Source organism: Mesorhizobium sp. LSJC280B00, from assembly GCF_000502835.1.
Lineage (GTDB): Bacteria > Pseudomonadota > Alphaproteobacteria > Rhizobiales > Rhizobiaceae > Mesorhizobium.
In genome coordinates this window covers 376,264-395,662 of sequence record NZ_AYVL01000008.1, presented here as the reverse complement: position 1 = coordinate 395,662, position 19,399 = coordinate 376,264, and the positions used below count along the sequence as shown (strand labels likewise).

Sequence of the window (19,399 nt, the reverse complement as noted above, 5' to 3'; positions counted from 1 at the left end):
GCGCCGGCAACTGCGCGCTATTTTGTTGCGATGAACGGGGTTCGATGAAGCTGAAAAATCTAGCCGGTATCCTGCCTGTCGAGGGGACAGCTTCCTTCGACATGGAGGTTACAGGGATTTCGTCGGATTCCCGCCAGGTAACACGGGGCGTCGTCTTTTTCGCGCTCACCGGCTCCAAGGCGGATGGCGCAGCCTACGCCGCCGATGCCGCGAGCCGAGGCGCTGCAGCGATCGTGGTCGGCAAGGGCAGTGCCGTCGCCGGGCTGCCAGTCCCGGTTCTTGTCGTAGACGATCCGCGCCTTGCGCTGGCGCTGAGTGCTGCACGTTTTTTCGGCATGCAACCGCAAACCATGGTCGCGGTGACCGGAACCAGCGGCAAGACCTCGGTCGCCGCATTCACCCGGCAGATATGGGAGCAGGCGGGTTTCGCCGCCGCCTCGATCGGCACGACCGGCGTGGTGGCGCCGGGCCGCAACGAATATGGCTCGCTGACCACGCCGGATCCGGTGGCACTGCACAGGCTGCTCAAGGAGCTGGCGGAGGCCGGCGTCACCCACGCCTCGATGGAAGCGTCCAGCCATGGCCTCGACCAGCGCCGGCTCGACGGCGTCAAGCTTGCGGCCGGCGGCTTCACCAATCTCGGCCGCGACCATATGGACTATCATCCGACGGTCGAGGACTATCATCGCGCCAAATTGCGTCTGTTCGACGCGCTGCTGCCGAAGGGCGCGCCGGCGGTCATCTTTGCCGACGACCCGTGGTCGGAGCCGACGATCAAGGCGGCGCGGGCAGGGGGACTGAATGTGCTGACCGTCGGCCGCCACGGCGATTTCCTGCGGCTGAAGCGGGTCGAGCACGAGCGCCACCGCCAGCGCGCCGAAGTCGAAGCGGACGGCGTTCTCCATGAAGTCGACTTGCCGCTGGCCGGCGACTTCCAGATTGCAAATGCGCTGGTGTCGGCCGGCCTCGCCATTTCGACTGGAACATCTGTTGCCAAGGCGTTGATGGCGCTGGAGAAATTGAAGGGCGCGCCGGGACGGCTCGACCTTGTCGGGACGGCCGCTAACGGCGCACCGGTCTATGTCGACTACGCGCACAAGCCGGATGCGCTGGAAAACGTGCTGGCTTCGGTGCGCCCCTTTACCACCGGCCGCGTCATCGTCGTATTCGGCTGCGGCGGCGACCGCGACCGGGGCAAACGGCCGATCATGGGCGAAATCGCCACAAGGCTGGCCGACATCGTCATCGTCACCGACGACAATCCCCGCTCGGAAGTCCCCGAGACGATCCGCGCCGCAATCCTCGCGGCGGCACCTGGCGCGATCGAGATCGGCGACCGGCGCAAGGCCATTCACGAGGCGGTCGGGATGCTTCACGCTGGCGACACGCTGATCGTGGCCGGCAAGGGCCATGAGGAAGGCCAGACCATCGGCACCGAGACGCTGCATTTTTCCGATCATGAGGAAGTTCGCTCGGCGCTGCGGGAGCAAGCGGCGTGAGCTATCTGTGGACCTCCGAGGCGCTGGTTGCCGCCATGGATGGCCGGCCGCTCGGTCCGATGCCTGAAGGCATCGCCGGCATTTCCATCGACAGCCGCAGCCTGCAGCCGGGAGACGCTTTCTTCGCCATCAAGGGCGAGGCTATGGACGGCCATGATTTCGTCACCGCCGCCATCAAGGCGGGTGCCGGCGTGCTGATCGTCGCCGAGGGCAAGCTGCCGTCGCTGGGGCGGCTGACGGCACCGATGATCGTCGTGGAGGACGTGCTTGTCGCTCTGGAAAAGCTCGGCGTTGCCGCGCGCGCACGCTCAAAGGCCAGGGTGATTGCCGTGACCGGGTCGGCGGGCAAGACCACCACCAAGGAAGCACTGCGCCACGCTCTCTCCGCGGTCGGTACGGTGCATGCATCGGCCCAGTCGTTCAACAATCACTGGGGGGTGCCGCTGACGCTGGCGCGCATGCCGCAGGGTTTCGACTATGCCGTCTTCGAGATCGGCATGAACCATCCGGACGAGATCCGGCCGCTGGTCAAGATGGTCCGGCCGCATGTCGCCATCGTAACGTTGATCGCGGCGGCTCACCTCGGCTTCTTTCGCAACCTGGACGAGATCGCCAAGGCCAAGGCAGAGGTTTTCGAGGGACTGGAGCCCGGTGGCGCCGCCCTTCTCAACCGCGACGATGCGCGCTGGAAGCTGCTGGAGAAGATGGCCAAAGAGGCCGGCGTCGAGCATGTCTACGGGTTCGGCGAGAATGCCCGGGCGACCTTCAAACTGATCAAATGCGAGCTCAATGCCGATCACTCGGTCATCACCGCCAAGATTGGCGGGCACGAGATTGTCGCCAGGATCGGCGCGCCGGGCCGCCATATGGTGCAGAACGTGCTCGCGGTGCTTGGTGCCGCGCATCTGGTCGGCGCCGACGTCACCAGAGTTGCGCAGGCGCTGGCCGATCTTTCGCCCGAACGCGGACGCGGCAAGCGCTATGTGTTGCGTCACCCCAACGGGCCGATCACGCTGATCGACGAGAGCTACAACGCCAATCCGGCGTCGATGAGCGCTGCAATGGCACTGCTCAACACGACGCCGGTGTCGGGCGAAGGCAGGCGCATTGCCGTGCTCGGCGATATGCTCGAGCTCGGCAGCCATTCGGCGAAATTGCATGCCGCGCTTGCCGGTCTGATCGTCGGCACCGACACGCGCACGGTCTTTCTCGGCGGCCCGGAGATGCGGGCGCTGGCCGACGTTTTGCCCGGCGAGATCAGGACGGAGTACCGCGCCGGTGCGGAAGATCTGAAACCGGTTCTTCTATCGGAATTGAAGCCCGGCGACGTGGTTATGATCAAATCGTCGAAGGGCATAGGCTTTTCAAAGCTGGTCGAGGCGTTGCTCGGCAAGTTTCCGGCGGAAGCCACAACCAGCAGACAGACCTAGGATCGGTCCGGGGGACGCAAGCGCATGCTAACACTGCTCGTCGAATTTGCGGACAAGATCTCGGTCTTCAACGTCTTCCGCTACATAACCTTCCGCACCGGCGGAGCGCTGATCACAGCGGCGCTGATCGTGTTCATCTTCGGACCGACCATCATCAATTCGCTGCGGCTGCGGCAAGGCAAGGGCCAGCCGATCCGTGCCGACGGGCCGCAGACGCATTTCAAGAAGGCGGGAACGCCGACAATGGGCGGACTGATGATCCTGTCCGGCATCGTCGGTTCGTCCCTGCTGTGGGCGAACCTGTCGAGCATCTACGTCTGGGTGGTCCTGCTGGTGACGCTGGGATTCGGCTCGATCGGCTTTTACGACGATTATCTCAAAGTAACCAAGCAATCGCATCTCGGCTTTTCCGGCAAGGCGCGGCTGGGGCTCGAATTCGTCATCGCCGGCATCGCCGCCTGGGTGATCATGCATAACGGCCAGGCGCCGTTCTCGTCATCGTTGACATTCCCTTTCGCCAAGGAGTTTCTCGTCAATCTCGGCTGGTTCTTCATCCCGTTCTCGTGCTTCGTCATCGTCGGCGCCGGCAATGCGGTGAACCTGACCGACGGTCTCGACGGGCTGGCGATCGTGCCGATCATGATCGCAGCCGCATCCTTCGGCGTCATCGCCTATCTCTCCGGCAACGCGGTGTTCGCCGAATATCTGCAGATCCATTTCGTGCCCGGCACCGGTGAACTTGCGGTGGTCCTTGGAGCGGTGATCGGCGCCGGTCTCGGTTTCCTCTGGTTCAATGCGCCGCCGGCTGCGATCTTCATGGGCGACACCGGCTCGCTGGCGCTGGGTGGGCTGATCGGCACGGTCGCGGTGGCGACAAAGCACGAGATCGTGCTGGTCATCGTCGGCGGCCTGTTCGTCGTCGAGATATTCTCGGTCATCATCCAGGTCGGCTACTTCAAGATGACCGGCAAGCGCGTCTTCCTGATGGCGCCGATCCACCATCATTTCGAAAAGCTCGGCTGGACCGAAAGCCAGGTGGTGATCCGCTTCTGGATCATCGCCGTCATCCTGGCGCTGGTCGGCCTGTCGACCCTGAAGCTCAGATAGGAGGCCGCTTGATCCCCGCCGCATCCTTTTCAGGCAAGCGCGTTTCGCTCTTCGGGCTCGGTGGCTCGGGGATTGCCACGGCGCGCGCGCTGATCGAGGGCGGCGCGGATGTGCTGGCCTGGGACGACAATCCCGACAGCGTCGCCAAAGCCGGCGCGGTCGGCATCACGACAGCGGACCTGCGCGGTGCGGACTGGGCGAGGTTTTCTGCCTTCGTGCTGTCGCCCGGCGTGCCTCTGACGCATCCCAAGCCGCACTGGACCGTCGAGCTGGCGCGGGGCTCAGGCGTGGAGATCATCGGCGACATCGAGCTTTTCTGCCGCGAGCGGATGCTGCTGGCACCGGCAGCACCTTTCATTGCCATTACCGGCACCAACGGCAAGTCGACGACCACGGCACTGACGGCGCACATCCTAAAATCGGCTGGGCGCGACACGCAGATGGGCGGCAATATCGGCCGCGCGGTGATGACGCTCGATCCGCCGCAGCCTGAACGGCACTATGTGGTTGAGTGCTCTTCCTACCAGATCGATCTTGCCCCTTCGATCAATCCGACGGCCGGTGTCCTGCTCAACCTGACGCCGGACCATCTCGACCGCCATGGCACGATGCAACACTACGCCTCGATCAAGGAGCGGCTGGTGGCCGGCAGCGAGACGGCAATCATCGGTGTCGACGATTCCTGGTGCGCCCAGATCGCCGATCGGCTGGAGCGGGCCGGCCGCCAGGTCATCCGCATCTCCAAGCGCCTGCCGCTGACCGACGGTTATTTCGCTGACGGCACCAACTTAATGGAAGCCGTGCACGGCCGCTACAGCCGTGTCGCCTTCCTCGAAGGCATCGGCTCGTTGCGCGGCCAGCACAATGCGCAGAACGCGCTGGCCGCCGCCGCCGCCTGCCTCAAGGTCGGGCTCGAGCTCGGCGAGATCCAATCCGGACTGGAGAGTTTCCCTGGGCTGGCGCACCGCATGGAGCAGGTCGGCCGCAAAGGGCATGTGCTGTTCGTCAACGATTCCAAGGCGACCAATGCCGATGCCGCTGCACCGGCGCTGTCGAGCTTTGCGCGTATCTACTGGATTGCCGGCGGCCTGCCGAAAGAGGGCGGCATCGAGCCGTTACGCGGCTTCTTCCCGCGCATCGCCAAGGCCTATCTGATCGGCGAAGCCGCACCGGCCTTTTCGGCGACGCTGGGCGAAGCGGTGCGCTACGAGATATCAGGCACGTTGGCGGCGGCAGTCGAACACGCCGCCCGCGATGCGGCCAGGGATAGTAGCGGCGAGGCAGTGGTGCTGCTGTCGCCGGCCTGCGCCAGTTTCGACCAGTTCAAGAATTTCGAAGTCCGCGGCGAGGCGTTCAGGCAAGCCGCAACCGCCATTGATGGCGTGAAGCCCATCGGAGGGACACGATAATGCAAAGCCGTCTCGACAAAAGCCCTGTGGCGACCTGGTGGTGGACGATCGATCGCTGGTTCCTGGCGGCGTTCCTGTCGCTGATGGGGCTCGGCATCGTTTTGTCCTTCGCCGCAAGCCCGGCGGTGGCCGAGCGCATCGGGCTCGACAGTTTCCACTTCGCGACACGCCAGATTATCTTCACCATTCCGGCGCTTGGGGTAATGCTGGCCGTCTCGTTCCTTGAATCCAGGCAGATCCGGCGCATGGCGCTGGTCATGTTGTGCATCATGCTGTTTCTGATGGTGGCGGTGCTCTATATCGGCGTCGAGGTGAAGGGCGCGCGGCGCTGGGTGTCGCTAGCCGGCCTGTCGATCCAGCCGTCCGAGTTCCTGAAACCGGCCTTCGTCATCATCTGCGCCTGGCTGTTCGCCGAGCACAAGCGCCAGCCCGACATTCCGGGCAATTTGTTCGCCATGTTGCTGCTTGCACTGGTCATCTCGCTGCTGGTGGCGCAGCCTGACCTTGGGCAGACCATGCTGGTGCTCGGCACCTGGGGGGTGATGTTCTTCATGGCCGGATTGCCGTGGCTGTGGATCGTCGCGCTGGGTGCTGCAGGCGTCGGCGGCGTGTTCGCCGCCTATGCAGTGTTCCCGCACGTTGCCGGCCGTATCGACCGCTTCATGACCGGCGAGGGCGACACGTTCCAGGTCGACATGGGCCGCGAGGCGCTGATCAATGGCGGCTGGTTCGGCGTCGGGCCGGGCGAGGGCACCGTCAAACGGGTCATCCCCGACAGCCATGCCGACTTCGTCTTCTCGGTCGCCGGCGAGGAATTCGGGCTGATCATGTGCTTCTTCATCATGTCCATCTTCGGGTTCATCGTGCTGCGCGGCCTCAACACGGCACTCAAGGAGCAGGACGATTTCACACGCTATGCGGTTGGCGGCCTGGTCACGGTCTTCGGCCTGCAGTCGGTCATCAACATGGCCGTCAATCTGCAGCTGATGCCCGCCAAGGGCATGACGCTGCCGTTCATTTCCTACGGCGGTTCCTCGCAGATCGCGATCGCCATCTCGATGGGCATGGTGCTGGCGCTGACGCGCAAGCGCCCGGAAAAGCGCAAGCAGCTGGGCTTCATGCCGTCGCCGCGTGCGATGCCGGCGGAGTGAGATGGCCAAGGGGGTCATCCTTCTGGCGGCGGGCGGAACGGGCGGACATCTGTTCCCGGCCGAGGCACTGGCGCACGAACTGACCGGGCGCGGCTGGGCGGTGCACCTGGCGACGGACGAACGCGCCGAGCGCTTTGCCGGGCAGTTCCCGGCGGCCGCCATCCATCCGATCCAGTCGGCGACGATGGGGTCGAAAAATCCTTTTGCCGTGCTCGCCGCATTTTGGAAAATCTGGCGCGGGGTGCGGCAGGCATCGGCCGTCATCGCCAGCGTCAAGCCCGCCATCGTGGTCGGCTTCGGCGGCTATCCGACGCTGCCGCCGCTCTATGCCGCGACCCGGCGCAAGGTGCCGACGCTGATCCACGAGCAGAACGCGGTGATGGGCCGTGCCAACCGGGCGCTCGCCGGCCGCGTCGACGCTATTGCCGGTGGTTTCCTACCGGAAGACACAAGTGCTACAGGCGTCAAGACGGTGACCACCGGCAATCCGGTCAGGCCGCAAGTGCTGGAAGCGGCGAAGACGCCTTATGCCGCATCGGCCGGTGAAGAGCCGTTCCGATTTCTGGTGTTTGGCGGCAGCCAAGGCGCGCAGTTCTTTTCCGATGCGGTGCCGGCGGCGATCGCGCGGCTTTCCGATGCACAGCGCAGGCGGCTGGCGATCACCCAGCAGGCGCGCGCCGACGATGTGCCGCGGGTGAAAGCGGCCTATGCCACGCTTGACATCGAGGCCGAGGTGTCGCCCTTCTTCACCGACATGGCGGCGCGGCTGGCGGCGGCGCATCTAGTGATGTCGCGCTCCGGCGCATCGACCGTATCGGAAATCGCGGTGATCGGCCGGCCGGCGCTGCTGGTGCCTTATCCGCACGCGCTCGACCACGACCAGGCGGCGAATGCGGCGGCCCTTGCGGCAGCGGGCGGCGCCGAGGTGCATCCGCAATCCACGCTTTCGGCGGAGCGGATCGCCGTGCTTGTCGGCGGGCTGATGGATGATCCAGGCAAAGCGGCGACAATGGCCGCGGCGGCGAAATCGTCCGGAAAACCGGATGCCGCGCGGTTGCTCGCCGATCTGACAGAGGCTATTGCGTCCAGGAAAACCGTTTCGGAATTCAGGAAGGAGACGCACGCATGAAGATGCCGCAGACGATCGGCCTCGTGCATTTCATCGGCATTGGCGGCATCGGCATGAGCGGCATCGCCGAGGTGCTGCACAATCTCGGCTACAAGGTGCAAGGGTCCGACCAGGCCGAAAGCGCCAATGTGCAGCGGCTGCGCGACAAGGGCATCGAATGCTTCGTCGGCCATCAGGCCGAGAACCTCGGCGAGGCCGAAGTGGTCGTCGTCTCCACCGCAATCAAGAAATCCAATCCGGAGCTGAAGGCGGCGAGAGAGAAGTTGCTGCCGATCGTGCGGCGCGCCGAAATGCTGGCAGAGCTGATGCGTTTCCGCCAAGCAGTGGCGATCGGCGGCACGCATGGCAAGACGACGACGACTTCGATGGTGGCGACGCTACTCGAAGCCGGCGGGCTCGACCCGACGGTAATCAATGGCGGCATCATCAATGCCTATGGCACCAATGCCCGCATGGGAGACGGCGAATGGATGGTGGTCGAGGCCGACGAGAGCGACGGCACCTTCCTCAAGCTGCCGGCCGAGATTGCCGTCGTCACCAATATCGACCCCGAGCACCTCGACCATTACGGCTCCTTCGACAAAGTGCGCGAAGCGTTTCGTCAGTTCGTCGAGAATGTGCCGTTCTACGGCTTTGGTGTGATGTGCACCGACCATCCCGAGGTGCAGGCGCTGGTCGCCCGCATCGAGGACCGGCGCGTCATCACCTATGGCGAAAATGCGCAGGCCGACGTGCGCTTCACCAATCACCGCATGGACGGCCCGACCTCGGAATTCGACGTGGTGATCCGCGACCGCAAGACGCACGGCCAGATAACGATATCAGGCCTGCGGCTGCCCATGCCCGGGCGCCACAATGTCTCCAATGCGACGGCGGCGATTGCCGTCGCGCATGAGCTCGGCCTTTCGGCTGAGGCAATCAAGAAGGGCCTGTCATCTTTCGCGGGCGTCAAGCGGCGCTTCACCCATACCGGTTCGTGGAACGGTGTCGATGTGTTCGACGATTACGGTCATCATCCGGTCGAGATCACGGCGGTACTGAAGGCTGCGCGCAGCGCTACCAAGGGTCGCATCATCGCCGTTACCCAACCGCATCGCTTCACCCGGCTGCGCGATCTGTTCGACGAGTTTTCCGTCTGCTTCAACGACGCCGATACGGTAATGGTGGCGCCCGTCTATGCGGCCGGCGAGGAACCGATCGACGGCGTCACGTCCGACACACTGGTGTCGCGCATCCGCTCCGGCGGCCATCGCGACGCACGCTACATCGAAGGTCCGGCGGCGATTGCGCCGATCGTGCGCGAGGTGGCGAAGCCGGGCGATTTCGTCGTCTTCCTCGGCGCCGGCAACATCACCCAATGGGCCTATGCGCTGCCCAAGGAACTCGGCGGGACCATCTCATGATGCGCGGCCAGGCGTTGATCGAGAAGCTTGGCGACCGGCTTGCCGGACTGCGCGGCCGCATCACGCCCAATGCCGAGATGGACAAGATCACCTGGTTTCGAGCCGGCGGGCTTGCGGACGCATTGTTCCAGCCGGCCGACGAGGACGATCTTGCCACGTTCCTGAAGGCGGTGCCGGAGGAAATTCCGCTGACCATCGTCGGCGTCGGCTCGAACCTGCTTGTCCGTGACGGCGGCATTGCGGGCTTTGTCATCCGGCTTTCGGCCAAAGGCTTTGGCGAGACCGAAGTGATTGCGCCGACCACGATCAAGGCGGGCGCCGCGACACCCGACAAGCGCCTTGCGGCCGTTGCCTACGAGGCAGGCATCGGTGGCTTTCATTTCTACCACGGCATTCCCGGCGCCATTGGCGGAGCGCTGAGGATGAACGCCGGCGCCAATGGCGTCGAGACGCGCGAGCGCGTGGTCGAGGTGCGGGCACTCGACCGCAAGGGCAATGTTCATACGCTGAGCAATGCCGATATGGGCTATGCCTATCGCCATTCAGCGGCGCCGTCCGGGCTGATCTTCACGTCGGCGCTGCTCGAAGGCATTCCTGAGGACAAGGCGGCGATCAAGGCCGCGATGGATGCTGTCCAGAACCATCGCGAGACCGTGCAGCCGATCCGCGAAAAGACCGGTGGCTCTACCTTCAAGAATCCTGAGGGCACCTCGGCCTGGAAGGAGATCGACAAGGCCGGCTGCCGCGGCCTGATGGTTGGTGGGGCGCAGATGTCGCCGATGCATTGCAACTTCATGATCAACACCGGAACCGCCACGGGCTACGAGCTTGAATATCTCGGTGAGACGGTGCGTGCGCGCGTGCTCGAAAGATCAGGTATCCGGCTGCAGTGGGAGATCAAGCGCATCGGTAATTTTCGGCCGGGCCATGCCGTCCAGGAATTTCTCGGGCAGTTGCTTTAGGCAAGCTGACCGCCGTTGCCTTTCGGAGTCATGAATTCACATTTTGCTGCCGTTTTTGCGGAAAGTGAATCCATCGGAATCGTAAGCACTTGCCAGCGAATCAACTCTCTGATTCTCTGCCCTGAAGCGTTTCCTGATTTGAGTCGTTTCGACGCGTTACTCGCGTTTCCGTCTGGGGGGGGGCAACCTGCCGGGAGACTCGGACTCAATGTTGCGGAAACACGGGAGCGAAGTTGCTCGGGCGCATTTGAGTGCGCGCGATGCTTTTCGGGCCATGCATGATGGTGCAGGCCTGCTGTGAGAGGAAATGACGGGGAATGACAAGCAAGCACGTGGCCGTCCTTCTGGGGGGATTCTCGTCCGAGCGGCCCGTATCCCTGTCGTCGGGCAAAGCCTGCGCCGATACGCTGGAGGGGGAGGGCTACCAGGTCACCCGCGTCGACGTCTCGCGTGACATCGGCTCGGTGCTCGCCGAGCTCAAGCCTGACGTCGTCTTCAATGCGCTGCACGGCCCCTTCGGCGAGGACGGCACCATCCAGGGCATCCTCGAGTACCTCGCCATTCCGTACACCCATTCCGGCGTGCTTGCCTCGGCGCTTGCGATGAACAAGGAACAGGCCAAGAAGGTCGCCAAGGCGGCCGGCGTTCCGGTGGCGGAATCGAAGGTGGCCAATCGCTTCGCCATCCAGAACAAGCACCCGATGAAGCCGCCCTATGTAGTCAAGCCGGTCAACGAAGGATCGAGCTTCGGCGTCGTCATCGTGCATGAAGGCCAGTCGCATCCGCCGCAGATCATCGGCTCGTCCGAGTGGAGATATGGCGACGCGGTGATGGTCGAGCGTTATGTGCACGGGCGGGAATTGACGTGCGCGGTGATGGGCGATGTGGCGCTCGGTGTCTGCGAGATCATCCCGACCGGCCATTCCTTTTACGACTATGATTCAAAATACGTCGCGGGAGGATCAAAACACGAATGCCCGGCAAAACTTTCACCGAATATTTACCAAAAAATACAGACACTGGCACTCAAGGCTCATCAAGCTATCGGCTGTCGGGGCGTTTCCCGGTCGGACTTCCGTTATGACGATCGTCACTCCGAAAACGGCGAAATTGTCTGGCTCGAGGTCAACACCCAGCCGGGCATGACGCCGACGTCTTTGGTGCCGGAAATCGCCGCGCAAGCGGGACACTCGTTCGGCGATTTGTTGAGTTGGATGGTGGAGGACGCTTCGTGTCTGCGTTGAAGTGGGGACAGGGCAACGGGAAGGGCGCGGCCGGGCCGGCGCTGTTCGGCATGCCGTTGTCGTTCGACCATTTCGTGCTGCCGCGCCTGCTCCGCCGGCCGGTGCGCGTGCTGGCGCGCCTCGGCGAAGGCGACTTCGAAGCGCCGCCCTATTGCGCTGCCATGCTGTCGGCGGCACTGCTTGTTTCGAGCAGTGCCTATGGCGCCTATCTCGGCGGATATTCCGACGCCATCGTCCAGAGTGTCACCGCCCGCACCGGCTTTGCCGTCGACCAGGTCAAGGTCGTCGGCAACCGCGAAACGTCCGAGATCGATATTCTCGACAGGCTGGAACTCGACGGCTGGACCTCGCTGATCGGCTTCGATGCCGAAGCCGCGCGCGAACGCATCACCACGCTACCCTGGGTCGAAGCCGCGGCAGTGCGCAAGGTCTACCCGCATACGCTGGAAGTGCGCGTCGAGGAGCGCGAGCCGTTCGCGCTGTGGCAGCAAGGCAGCGCGCTTTCGGTCATCGAGAAATCCGGCACCGTCATTGCGCCATTCTCCGGCGGCAAACAGATATTGCTGCCGCTGATCATCGGCACCGGCGCACCGGCCAAAGCGCCGGATTTCCTAGCCAAGATCAAGAATTATCCGGAGCTCGCCGCGCGGATCAAGGGCTATATCCGCATCGGCGAACGGCGCTGGGACCTCAAGCTTGAAAACGGCATCACGATCAAGCTTCCCGAAGACGGTGAGGATCAGGCGATTGCCGACCTGGTCAGGATGGATCACGAGAACGGGCTTTTGACGCGCGACATCGCCGCCGTCGACATGCGCCTTTCCGATCGTCTGGTCGTCCAGTTGACGCCGGAAGCGGCGACACAGCGCCAAGCCGCGCTCGACGAAAAGCCCAAGATGCTGAAGCGCAAGCCGGAGACGAAGATATGAGCTGGCTTGGCGGCAATAGCGATGCCTCGTCGCGCCGGTCCGGCATCCTGACGGTGCTGGATGTCGGCTCCAGCAAGGTCTGCTGCGTGGTGGCCAAACTCAAGCCGCGCGACGATGGCAAGCTGCTGCGCGGACGCTCGCATCGCGTCCAGGTGATCGGCATCGGCCACCAGAAATCGCAAGGCGTGAAATCGGGCGTCGTCATCGATCTCGACCGTGCCGAGCACGCCATCCGTCTTGCCGTCGACGCCGCCGAACGCATGGCGGGACTGACGGTCGATTCGCTGATCGTCAACATGACTGCCGGCCGGCTGAAGAGCGAGGCTTTTTCGGCCACCATCAATCTCGGCGGCCATGAGGCCGACGAGGCCGACATCAAGCGCGTGCTTGCCGCCGGCGCCAAGCAGGCGTTGCGGGCCGAGCGCGAGGTGATCCATTCGCTTCCCGTAGCCTTTTCGCTGGATGCCGAGCGCGGTGTGCGCGATCCGCGCGGCATGGTTGGCGACCAGCTTGGCGTCGACATGCACGTGCTGACAGGCGACGCAGCGCCCTTGCGCAATCTGGAGCTCTGCATCAACCGCTCGCATCTGTCGGTCGAACGCATGGTGGCGACGCCCTATGCCAGTGGGCTTGCTGCGCTGGTCGACGACGAGCTCGAAATGGGCGCGGCCTGCATCGACATGGGCGGCGGCACGACGACGATCTCGGTGTTTTCGGAAGGCAAGTTCGTCCATGGCGATGCCATCGCGATCGGCGGCAACCACGTCACGCTGGATATGGCCAAGGGCCTGTCGACCTCGCTCGATGCCGCCGAAAGGCTGAAAGTGATGCATGGCTCGGCGCTGCCTGGCAGTGCCGACGACCGCGACCTGGTTTCCATCCATCCGATCGGCGAGGACGGCGAGGTGCCGTTGCAGATCCCGCGCTCGGTGATGACGCGCATCATCCGCGCCCGCATCGACGAGACGCTGGAATTGTTGCGCGACCGGCTGAACAAATCCGGCTACGGCAACGCCGTCGGCAAGCGTGTGGTGCTGACCGGCGGTGCCAGCCAGCTTGCCGGCCTGCCCGAAGCAGCACGCCGCATTCTCGGCCGCAATGTGCGCATCGGACGCCCGCTTGGCGTGGCAGGCCTGCCCGAGGCGGCCAAGGGGCCGGCTTTTTCGACGCCCGTCGGGCTTCTGATCTACCCGCAGATGGCGAGCTTCGAGAGCCGCCCGGCGAAGGGAATTTCCGGTCTTCGGATGACCGGAACAGGCGGAAAACTGCATCGAATGAGTCAGTGGTTGAGAGACAGTTTTTAATTTGACGGGGACAGCCCCATAGGCGGCCGCGGCGGCGAAGCGGCGGGAAAGGCAAAGGACGAAGACAATGACCATCAATCTGCAGAAGCCGGACATCACCGAGCTCAAGCCGCGCATCACCGTGTTCGGTGTCGGCGGCGGCGGCGGCAATGCCGTCAACAACATGATCACCGCCGGCTTGCGCGGCGTCGAGTTCGTGGTGGCCAACACCGACGCACAGGCACTGACGATGTCGAAGGCCGAGCGGCTGATCCAGCTCGGCGCGCATGTCACCGAGGGTCTCGGCGCCGGATCGCAGCCTGAAGTCGGGCGCGCGGCGGCGGAAGAGTGCATCGACGAGATCATCGATCATCTCTCCAACACGCATATGTGCTTCGTCACTGCCGGCATGGGCGGCGGCACCGGCACCGGGGCGGCTCCCGTCGTTGCCCGCGCTGCCCGCGAAAAGGGTATCCTTACCGTCGGCGTCGTCACCAAGCCGTTCCACTTCGAAGGCCAGCGCCGCATGAAGACGGCCGACATGGGTATCGAGGAACTGCAGAAATGCGTCGATACCCTGATCGTCATTCCCAACCAGAACCTGTTCCGGCTGGCCAATGACAAGACGACCTTCGCCGATGCCTTCGCCATGGCCGACCAGGTGCTCTATTCGGGCGTTGCCTGCATTACCGACCTGATGGTCAAGGAAGGCCTGATCAATCTCGACTTCGCCGACGTCCGCTCGGTCATGCGCGAAATGGGCAAGGCGATGATGGGGACTGGCGAGGCTTCGGGCGAGGGCCGTGCAATGGCCGCGGCGGAAGCCGCCATCGCCAACCCGCTGCTCGACGAGACCTCGATGAAGGGCGCCAAGGGCCTGCTGATCTCGATCACCGGCGGCCGCGACCTGACCCTGTTCGAAGTCGATGAGGCGGCAACCCGCATTCGCGAAGAGGTCGACCAGGATGCCAATATCATTCTGGGCGCCACTTTCGACGAGGAACTCGAAGGCGTTATCCGCGTGTCGGTGGTCGCCACCGGCATCGACAAATCGGCGGCCGAAATCGCTGCCGCGCCGATCGCCATCCGCACGGCTCCGCCGAAGCCGGTCAGCCGCCCGGCGGCTCAGGTCACGGAAATGCGCCCGGCGCCTGTCCAGCAGCCGATCTATGAACCACGTGCTGCCGATCCGGTCGCCGAGGCCATTCAGCTCGCCGAGGCGAATGCGGCAGCGATGGCGCAGGCCCGCCCGGCACCGGTCGCGCATGCGGAAGACTTCCGTCCGCAGAGCAAGATCTTCCAGGCGCCTCCGGCTCAGCCGCAGCCGATGATGCAGCCAGCGGTTCAGCAAGCGATGCAGCCTGCTCCGCATCGTGAAATGCCGCAGCCGGTTGCCGCAGCACCCCAGCGCATGCCGCGGGTCGAGGATTTCCCGCCGCAGGTGAAGGCCGAAGTGGAAGCCAAGGCGCGCCCGGCCGACCACGAAAACAGCGGCCCGATGGGCTTGCTCAAGCGCCTGACCAACGGCTTGACCCGCCGCGAAGAGGAGCCTGCAAGGCTGCAGCCGGCGCAGCCTCGCGAACCGAAACTGCGCCAGGCGCCGGCGGAAGTGCGCCGCCTTGCCAGCCAGGATCCGCAGCTTTACGCGCCGCGCCGCGGCCAGCTGGACGAGCAGGGCCGACTGACGCCGCAGAGCCGGGCTGTCCAGGAAGACGATCAGTTGGAGATTCCCGCCTTCCTGCGCCGACAGGCCAATTGATCTGTTAACGGTTCGTAACAGTTATTAACAGGCGAGCAGGAAACTGTTCGCCTGTTAACTTTAAAAGTGATTGTAAAACAAGGACTTATGGGGCAATCCCGCGCTGGACCGCAGTTACAAAGAGTAAGAAACCGTGATTTGGAGACTCCCCGCGGGACCATTATCTTCGCCACCGACCAAAGTCGGTTTGCTGGGAGTCTCGGGGAAGTGGCCCTGCCTGCCGATCAATCAAGAGCCGCGCCCTCAGGGCAGATGAAGCGGACCTAGGCAGCGTGGGCTATGGGGATTGTTTTGCACGACTATCAGACGACACTTAAATCGCGCGCGACGCTGACTGGCATCGGCGTTCACAGTGGCAATCCGGTCACCGTCCATTTCCTGCCGGCGGATGCCGATACGGGTGTCGTCTTCCAGCTCTCGAATGCAAGCGGAAGCCACGAATTTCGCGCGCTCGTCTCCGAGGTCGGCGCCACCGATCTCTGCACCATGCTTGGCGATCCGCATGGCGAGCACATTGCCACGGTCGAGCATCTGATGGCGACGCTTTTCGGGCTTGGAATCGACAATCTCGTCATCGAAATCGACGGCCATGAGGTGCCTATCCTCGACGGCAGCGCAGTGATGTTCGTCGAGGCCATTGACCAGGCAGGCATCGAAACGCTGCCGGTCAAGCGTCGCTACATCAGGGTGGTCAAGCCGGTTCGCATCGAGAACGGCGCCTGCTGGGCGGAGTTCAGGCCCTATGACGGCACGCGCTTCGAGATCGAGATCGATTTCGAAAGCCCGGCGATCGGGCGCCAGCTTTTTGCATCCGACATGAACGCTGACATTTTCCGCCGCGACGTCGCGCGGGCCCGCACTTTCGGTTTCATGAAGGACGTCGAGCGGCTGTGGGCGGCAGGCTATGCGCTCGGCTCGTCTTTGGAAAACTCCCTGGTGATCGGCGACGACAACCGCGTGATCAACATGGGAGGCCTGCGCTATCCCAACGAGTTCGCGCGCCACAAGACGATGGATGCGATGGGCGACCTGGCGCTCGCCGGTGCCCGGTTCATCGGCTGCTTCCGCTCCTATCGTGGCGGCCACAGGCTGAACGCAGCAGCGCTGCGCCGTCTCTTGTCCGACCGTTCGGCTTTCGAGATCGTTGAGACGACGCGCCGCGAGCGCGGGCGTACCGCCGAGATGAGCGCCGTCAACGCACCCCTCTATGCGCCCTGGATGATCTGATTCTTAACGTTTTTGCGGCTCTTATCGCGATCAGCTGTGTTGCATGGATGCATCACCGGCCGGCCAAATTACACAGCTTTCCAGGTGGCGCCAAACCGCCACAAAAATGTGCGATTGGCCGGGGATAGCGTTGCCGGGCAAGGCAATTATGGTTTATGGCTGCTGCCGTCGACTGAAATGACGCCGAAAGGGCGGAATCCAAACATGTTTTTCAAGCGAGTTGGTCAATCGAAGGCGCTGCGGCGGGCTGTTTTCCTGGCGCTTTCGGTGGTCGTTCCATCGCTGTTTCTGTCGGCCTGCATGTCGTCCGAGAAGGACGTCGATCTGTCGACCTATGTCGATCAGACCGAGCCGGCCGACGTGCTCTACAATCAGGGTCTCGCCAATCTGAATGCCGGGCGACTGCAGGAGGCAAGCCGCAAATTCGATGCTGTCGACCGCCAGCATCCCTATTCCGAATTCGCCCGCAAATCGATGGTGATGGGTGCCTTTGCCGACTACCGTCAGGGCAATTACGACGAGGCGATCGGTTCGGCCAAGCGCTACCTGACCCTGTACCCGTCGACCGACGATGCGGCCTATGCCCAGTATATTATCGGGCTGAGCTACTACCGCCAGATCAAGGACGTCACCCAGGACCAGAAGGAAGCGCGTCTTACCGTGCAGACGATGCAGGACCTCGTGACGCGCTGGCCCACGTCCGAATATGCCGACGACGCCAAGGAGAAGATCCGCTTCGCCAACGATCAGCTCGCCGGCAAAGAGATGCAGATCGGCCGCTATTATCTCGAGCGCCGCGAATACATCGCGGCCGTCAAACGGTTCCGCAACGTGGTGGAGAACTATTCGAACACACGTCATGTCGAGGAGGCGCTGGCGCGTCTGACCGAGAGCTACTATGCGATGGGGCTGACGTCGGAAGCGCAGACCGCTGCGGCCGTGCTCGGCACCAACTATCCCGACAGCCAGTGGTACAAGGACTCCTACAAGCTCCTGCAGAGTGGTGGGCTCGAGCCGCGCGAGAATGCCGGATCGTGGATCTCCAAGGCCGGGAAGCTGATCACCGGCGCCTGAGCGGCGCGTTACCATGCTCTCCAGGCTGTCGATCCGCGATATCGTTCTGATCGAGAAGCTGGACATCGACTTCTCGTCCGGCCTTTCGGTGCTGACCGGCGAAACCGGCGCCGGAAAGTCCATCCTGCTCGACGCCTTGTCGCTGGCGCTTGGCGCCCGCGGCGACGCCTCGTTGGTGCGGCATGGCGCGGCACAAGGCCAGATCATCGCCGTGTTCGACGTGCCGCGCAACCACGCGGCTCGCATGCTGCTTGCCGAGAATGCCATCGAGGACAACGGCGACATCATCCTGCGCCGCGTCCAGACGGCTGACGGCCGCACGCGCGTTTTCGTCAACGACCAGCCGTCCAGCGTGACGCTGATGCGCGACATCGGCCGTGCGCTGGTCGAGATCCACGGCCAGCATGACGAGCGCGCTTTGGTCGATCCCGGCGCCCATCGCGAGTTGCTCGACAGTTTCGGTGGCCATCTCGGCGCTGCTCGGGCAACCGGCGAGGCGTGGCGGCATTGGCGTACCTGCGAGCAGGAATTTTCACGGCACCGGGCCAAAGTCGAGGCAGCTGCCCGCGAGGCCGATTATCTGCGTGCAGCGGTCGCCGAATTGACCAGGCTCGATCCGCAGCCGGGCGAAGAGACGGAGCTGGCCGAACTGCGCGCCGCGATGATGCGAGCGGAAAAGATCGCCTCGGAAATCCACGACGCCCAGGATGTGCTCTCGGGGCCGTCCTCGCCCTTGCCGCAACTGGCCAGCCTGCTCAGGCGGCTGCAGCGCAAGGTGACCGAAGCGCCCGGGCTGCTCGAGGATGTCGTCAAATCGCTCGACGAGGCGATGCTTTCGCTCGACGCGGCGCAGTCGGGCGTGGAAGCAGCACTTCGCGCCACCGAATATGATCCGCAGCGGCTGGAGAAGGCTGAGGAGCGGCTGTTTTCGCTGCGTGCCGCCTCGCGCAAGCACAGCGTCGCCGTCGACGACCTGGCACAATTGCGTGACACCATGGCTGCCGACCTTGCCGATCTCGACGCCGGCGAAGAGCGCTTGCATGCGCTGGAGAAACAGGCTGCGGCGGCGCGCCAGGCCTATGACATTACGGCGGCCCAGCTGTCGTCGCTTCGCCATGCGGCGGCCGTCGGGCTGACCAAGGCGGTGATGACCGAACTGCCGGCGCTGAAGCTCGAACGGGCCGAGTTCATCGTCGAGATCGCAAGCGATGCCGAGAGCCGCATGGAAGAAGGCATCGATCAGGTCGAGTTCTGGGTGCGCACCAATCCCGGCACCAGGCCCGGCCCGATGATGAAGGTCGCTTCCGGCGGCGAGCTTTCGCGCTTCCTGCTGGCGTTGAAGGTAGCACTCGCTGACCGGGGCTCGGCGCCGACCTTGGTCTTTGATGAGATTGACACCGGCGTCGGCGGTGCGGTTGCCGACGCCATCGGCCAGCGGCTGGCGCGGCTGGCAAACCGCGTGCAGGTGCTTTCGGTCACGCATGCACCGCAAGTGGCGGCGCGCGCGGCGACTCATTTCCTGATCTCCAAATCAGGCGGGGCCGACCGGGTCTCGACCGGCATCGCCGAGATGGACCGGGCGGCGCGGCAGGAAGAGATCGCACGCATGCTCGCCGGCGCCACCATCACCGACGAGGCGCGCGCGGCGGCCGAGCGGCTGCTGCGGGAGAACACCGCTGCAGCCTAGAGCGGTTTATCGTTTCACGGAAACGCCGAACCGCTCTACCTCTTTGTTTGCGCAATTCCGGACGGAAAACCGTTTCACACTTTTCCTGGAATTGCTCCAGGCGAGT

Annotated in this window: 15 protein-coding genes; all 15 read left to right on the top strand. The window is 63.9% G+C overall.

Going from position 1 to position 19,399, the window contains the following annotated elements; translation table 11 throughout:
* The first annotated feature begins 44 nt into the window (after positions 1 to 44).
* The 15 genes from X773_RS54230 to recN all read left to right on the top strand — a co-directional run bounded on the left by X773_RS54230 (position 45) and on the right by recN (position 19,293).
* The gene (locus X773_RS54230; RefSeq protein ID WP_023676769.1) at positions 45 to 1,499 is read left to right on the top strand and encodes a UDP-N-acetylmuramoyl-L-alanyl-D-glutamate--2,6-diaminopimelate ligase; all 1,455 of its coding nucleotides are present in this window, start codon (positions 45 to 47) and stop codon (positions 1,497 to 1,499) included.
* The gene (locus X773_RS54225) at positions 1,496 to 2,929 is read left to right on the top strand and encodes a UDP-N-acetylmuramoylalanyl-D-glutamyl-2,6-diaminopimelate--D-alanyl-D-alanine ligase (protein ID WP_023676768.1); all 1,434 of its coding nucleotides are present in this window, start codon (positions 1,496 to 1,498) and stop codon (positions 2,927 to 2,929) included. The genes X773_RS54230 and X773_RS54225 overlap by 4 nt, the downstream gene beginning before the upstream one ends.
* A gap of 24 nt (positions 2,930 to 2,953) precedes the next feature.
* Positions 2,954 to 4,036: a phospho-N-acetylmuramoyl-pentapeptide-transferase gene (mraY, locus tag X773_RS54220; protein ID WP_023676767.1), complete on the top strand. Its 1,083-nt coding sequence runs from the start codon at positions 2,954 to 2,956 to the stop codon at positions 4,034 to 4,036.
* Positions 4,037 to 4,044: 8 nt separating this feature from the next.
* Positions 4,045 to 5,445, top strand: coding sequence for a UDP-N-acetylmuramoyl-L-alanine--D-glutamate ligase (gene murD, locus X773_RS54215; protein ID WP_023676766.1), 1,401 nt, complete (start codon positions 4,045 to 4,047; stop codon positions 5,443 to 5,445).
* Entirely contained in the window at positions 5,445 to 6,596 is a 1,152-nt protein-coding gene (gene ftsW / locus X773_RS54210; protein ID WP_023676765.1) for a putative lipid II flippase FtsW, read from the top strand. The genes murD and ftsW overlap by 1 nt, the downstream gene beginning before the upstream one ends.
* 1 nt (position 6,597) lies before the next feature.
* Positions 6,598 to 7,725 carry an undecaprenyldiphospho-muramoylpentapeptide beta-N-acetylglucosaminyltransferase gene (murG, locus tag X773_RS54205; RefSeq protein WP_023676764.1) on the top strand — a complete coding sequence of 376 codons (1,128 nt, stop codon included), beginning with the start codon at positions 6,598 to 6,600 and terminating at the stop codon, positions 7,723 to 7,725.
* Positions 7,722 to 9,128, top strand: a complete 1,407-nt coding sequence (gene murC, locus X773_RS54200; RefSeq protein ID WP_023676763.1) for a UDP-N-acetylmuramate--L-alanine ligase — start codon at positions 7,722 to 7,724, stop codon at positions 9,126 to 9,128. The genes murG and murC overlap by 4 nt, the downstream gene beginning before the upstream one ends.
* Positions 9,125 to 10,090: a UDP-N-acetylmuramate dehydrogenase gene (gene murB, locus X773_RS54195; protein WP_031211769.1), complete on the top strand. Its 966-nt coding sequence runs from the start codon at positions 9,125 to 9,127 to the stop codon at positions 10,088 to 10,090. Before murC ends, murB begins: the two co-directional genes overlap by 4 nt.
* Positions 10,091 to 10,407: 317 nt before the next feature.
* Positions 10,408 to 11,334 carry a D-alanine--D-alanine ligase gene (locus X773_RS54190; RefSeq protein WP_023676761.1) on the top strand — a complete coding sequence of 309 codons (927 nt, stop codon included), beginning with the start codon at positions 10,408 to 10,410 and terminating at the stop codon, positions 11,332 to 11,334.
* A complete protein-coding gene (locus X773_RS54185; protein ID WP_023676760.1) occupies positions 11,322 to 12,263 on the top strand; it encodes a cell division protein FtsQ/DivIB in 942 nt (313 codons plus the stop codon). Before X773_RS54190 ends, X773_RS54185 begins: the two co-directional genes overlap by 13 nt.
* Complete coding sequence (gene ftsA, locus X773_RS54180) at positions 12,260 to 13,567, top strand: cell division protein FtsA (protein ID WP_023676759.1); 1,308 nt, start codon at positions 12,260 to 12,262, stop codon at positions 13,565 to 13,567. The genes X773_RS54185 and ftsA overlap by 4 nt, the downstream gene beginning before the upstream one ends.
* Before the next feature lie 67 nt (positions 13,568 to 13,634).
* Complete coding sequence (gene ftsZ, locus X773_RS54175; protein ID WP_023676758.1) at positions 13,635 to 15,305, top strand: cell division protein FtsZ; 1,671 nt, start codon at positions 13,635 to 13,637, stop codon at positions 15,303 to 15,305.
* A 279-nt stretch (positions 15,306 to 15,584) separates the two neighbouring features.
* Entirely contained in the window at positions 15,585 to 16,532 is a 948-nt protein-coding gene (gene lpxC / locus X773_RS54170; RefSeq protein WP_023676757.1) for a UDP-3-O-acyl-N-acetylglucosamine deacetylase, read from the top strand.
* Between the two features lie 204 nt (positions 16,533 to 16,736).
* Positions 16,737 to 17,606, top strand: a complete 870-nt coding sequence (locus X773_RS54165) for an outer membrane protein assembly factor BamD (RefSeq protein WP_023676756.1) — start codon at positions 16,737 to 16,739, stop codon at positions 17,604 to 17,606.
* Between the two features lie 13 nt (positions 17,607 to 17,619).
* Complete coding sequence (recN, locus tag X773_RS54160) at positions 17,620 to 19,293, top strand: DNA repair protein RecN (RefSeq protein WP_023676755.1); 1,674 nt, start codon at positions 17,620 to 17,622, stop codon at positions 19,291 to 19,293.
* Positions 19,294 to 19,399: the final 106 nt, after the last annotated feature.

What these genes read in the sequence shown, in the direction of transcription:
- recN (WP_023676755.1), top strand. Translation starts at nt 17,620, where the DNA reads ATGCTCTCCAGGCTGTCGATCCGCGATATCGTTCTGATCGAGAAGCTG.
- murC (WP_023676763.1), top strand. Translation starts at nt 7,722, where the DNA reads ATGAAGATGCCGCAGACGATCGGCCTCGTGCATTTCATCGGCATTGGC.
- X773_RS54190 (WP_023676761.1), top strand. Translation starts at nt 10,408, where the DNA reads ATGACAAGCAAGCACGTGGCCGTCCTTCTGGGGGGATTCTCGTCCGAG.
- X773_RS54165 (WP_023676756.1), top strand. Translation starts at nt 16,737, where the DNA reads ATGTTTTTCAAGCGAGTTGGTCAATCGAAGGCGCTGCGGCGGGCTGTT.
- mraY (WP_023676767.1), top strand. Translation starts at nt 2,954, where the DNA reads ATGCTAACACTGCTCGTCGAATTTGCGGACAAGATCTCGGTCTTCAAC.
- ftsW (WP_023676765.1), top strand. Translation starts at nt 5,445, where the DNA reads ATGCAAAGCCGTCTCGACAAAAGCCCTGTGGCGACCTGGTGGTGGACG.
- murG (WP_023676764.1), top strand. Translation starts at nt 6,598, where the DNA reads ATGGCCAAGGGGGTCATCCTTCTGGCGGCGGGCGGAACGGGCGGACAT.
- X773_RS54230 (WP_023676769.1), top strand. Translation starts at nt 45, where the DNA reads ATGAAGCTGAAAAATCTAGCCGGTATCCTGCCTGTCGAGGGGACAGCT.
- murB (WP_031211769.1), top strand. Translation starts at nt 9,125, where the DNA reads ATGATGCGCGGCCAGGCGTTGATCGAGAAGCTTGGCGACCGGCTTGCC.
- lpxC (WP_023676757.1), top strand. Translation starts at nt 15,585, where the DNA reads ATGGGGATTGTTTTGCACGACTATCAGACGACACTTAAATCGCGCGCG.
- ftsZ (WP_023676758.1), top strand. Translation starts at nt 13,635, where the DNA reads ATGACCATCAATCTGCAGAAGCCGGACATCACCGAGCTCAAGCCGCGC.
- ftsA (WP_023676759.1), top strand. Translation starts at nt 12,260, where the DNA reads ATGAGCTGGCTTGGCGGCAATAGCGATGCCTCGTCGCGCCGGTCCGGC.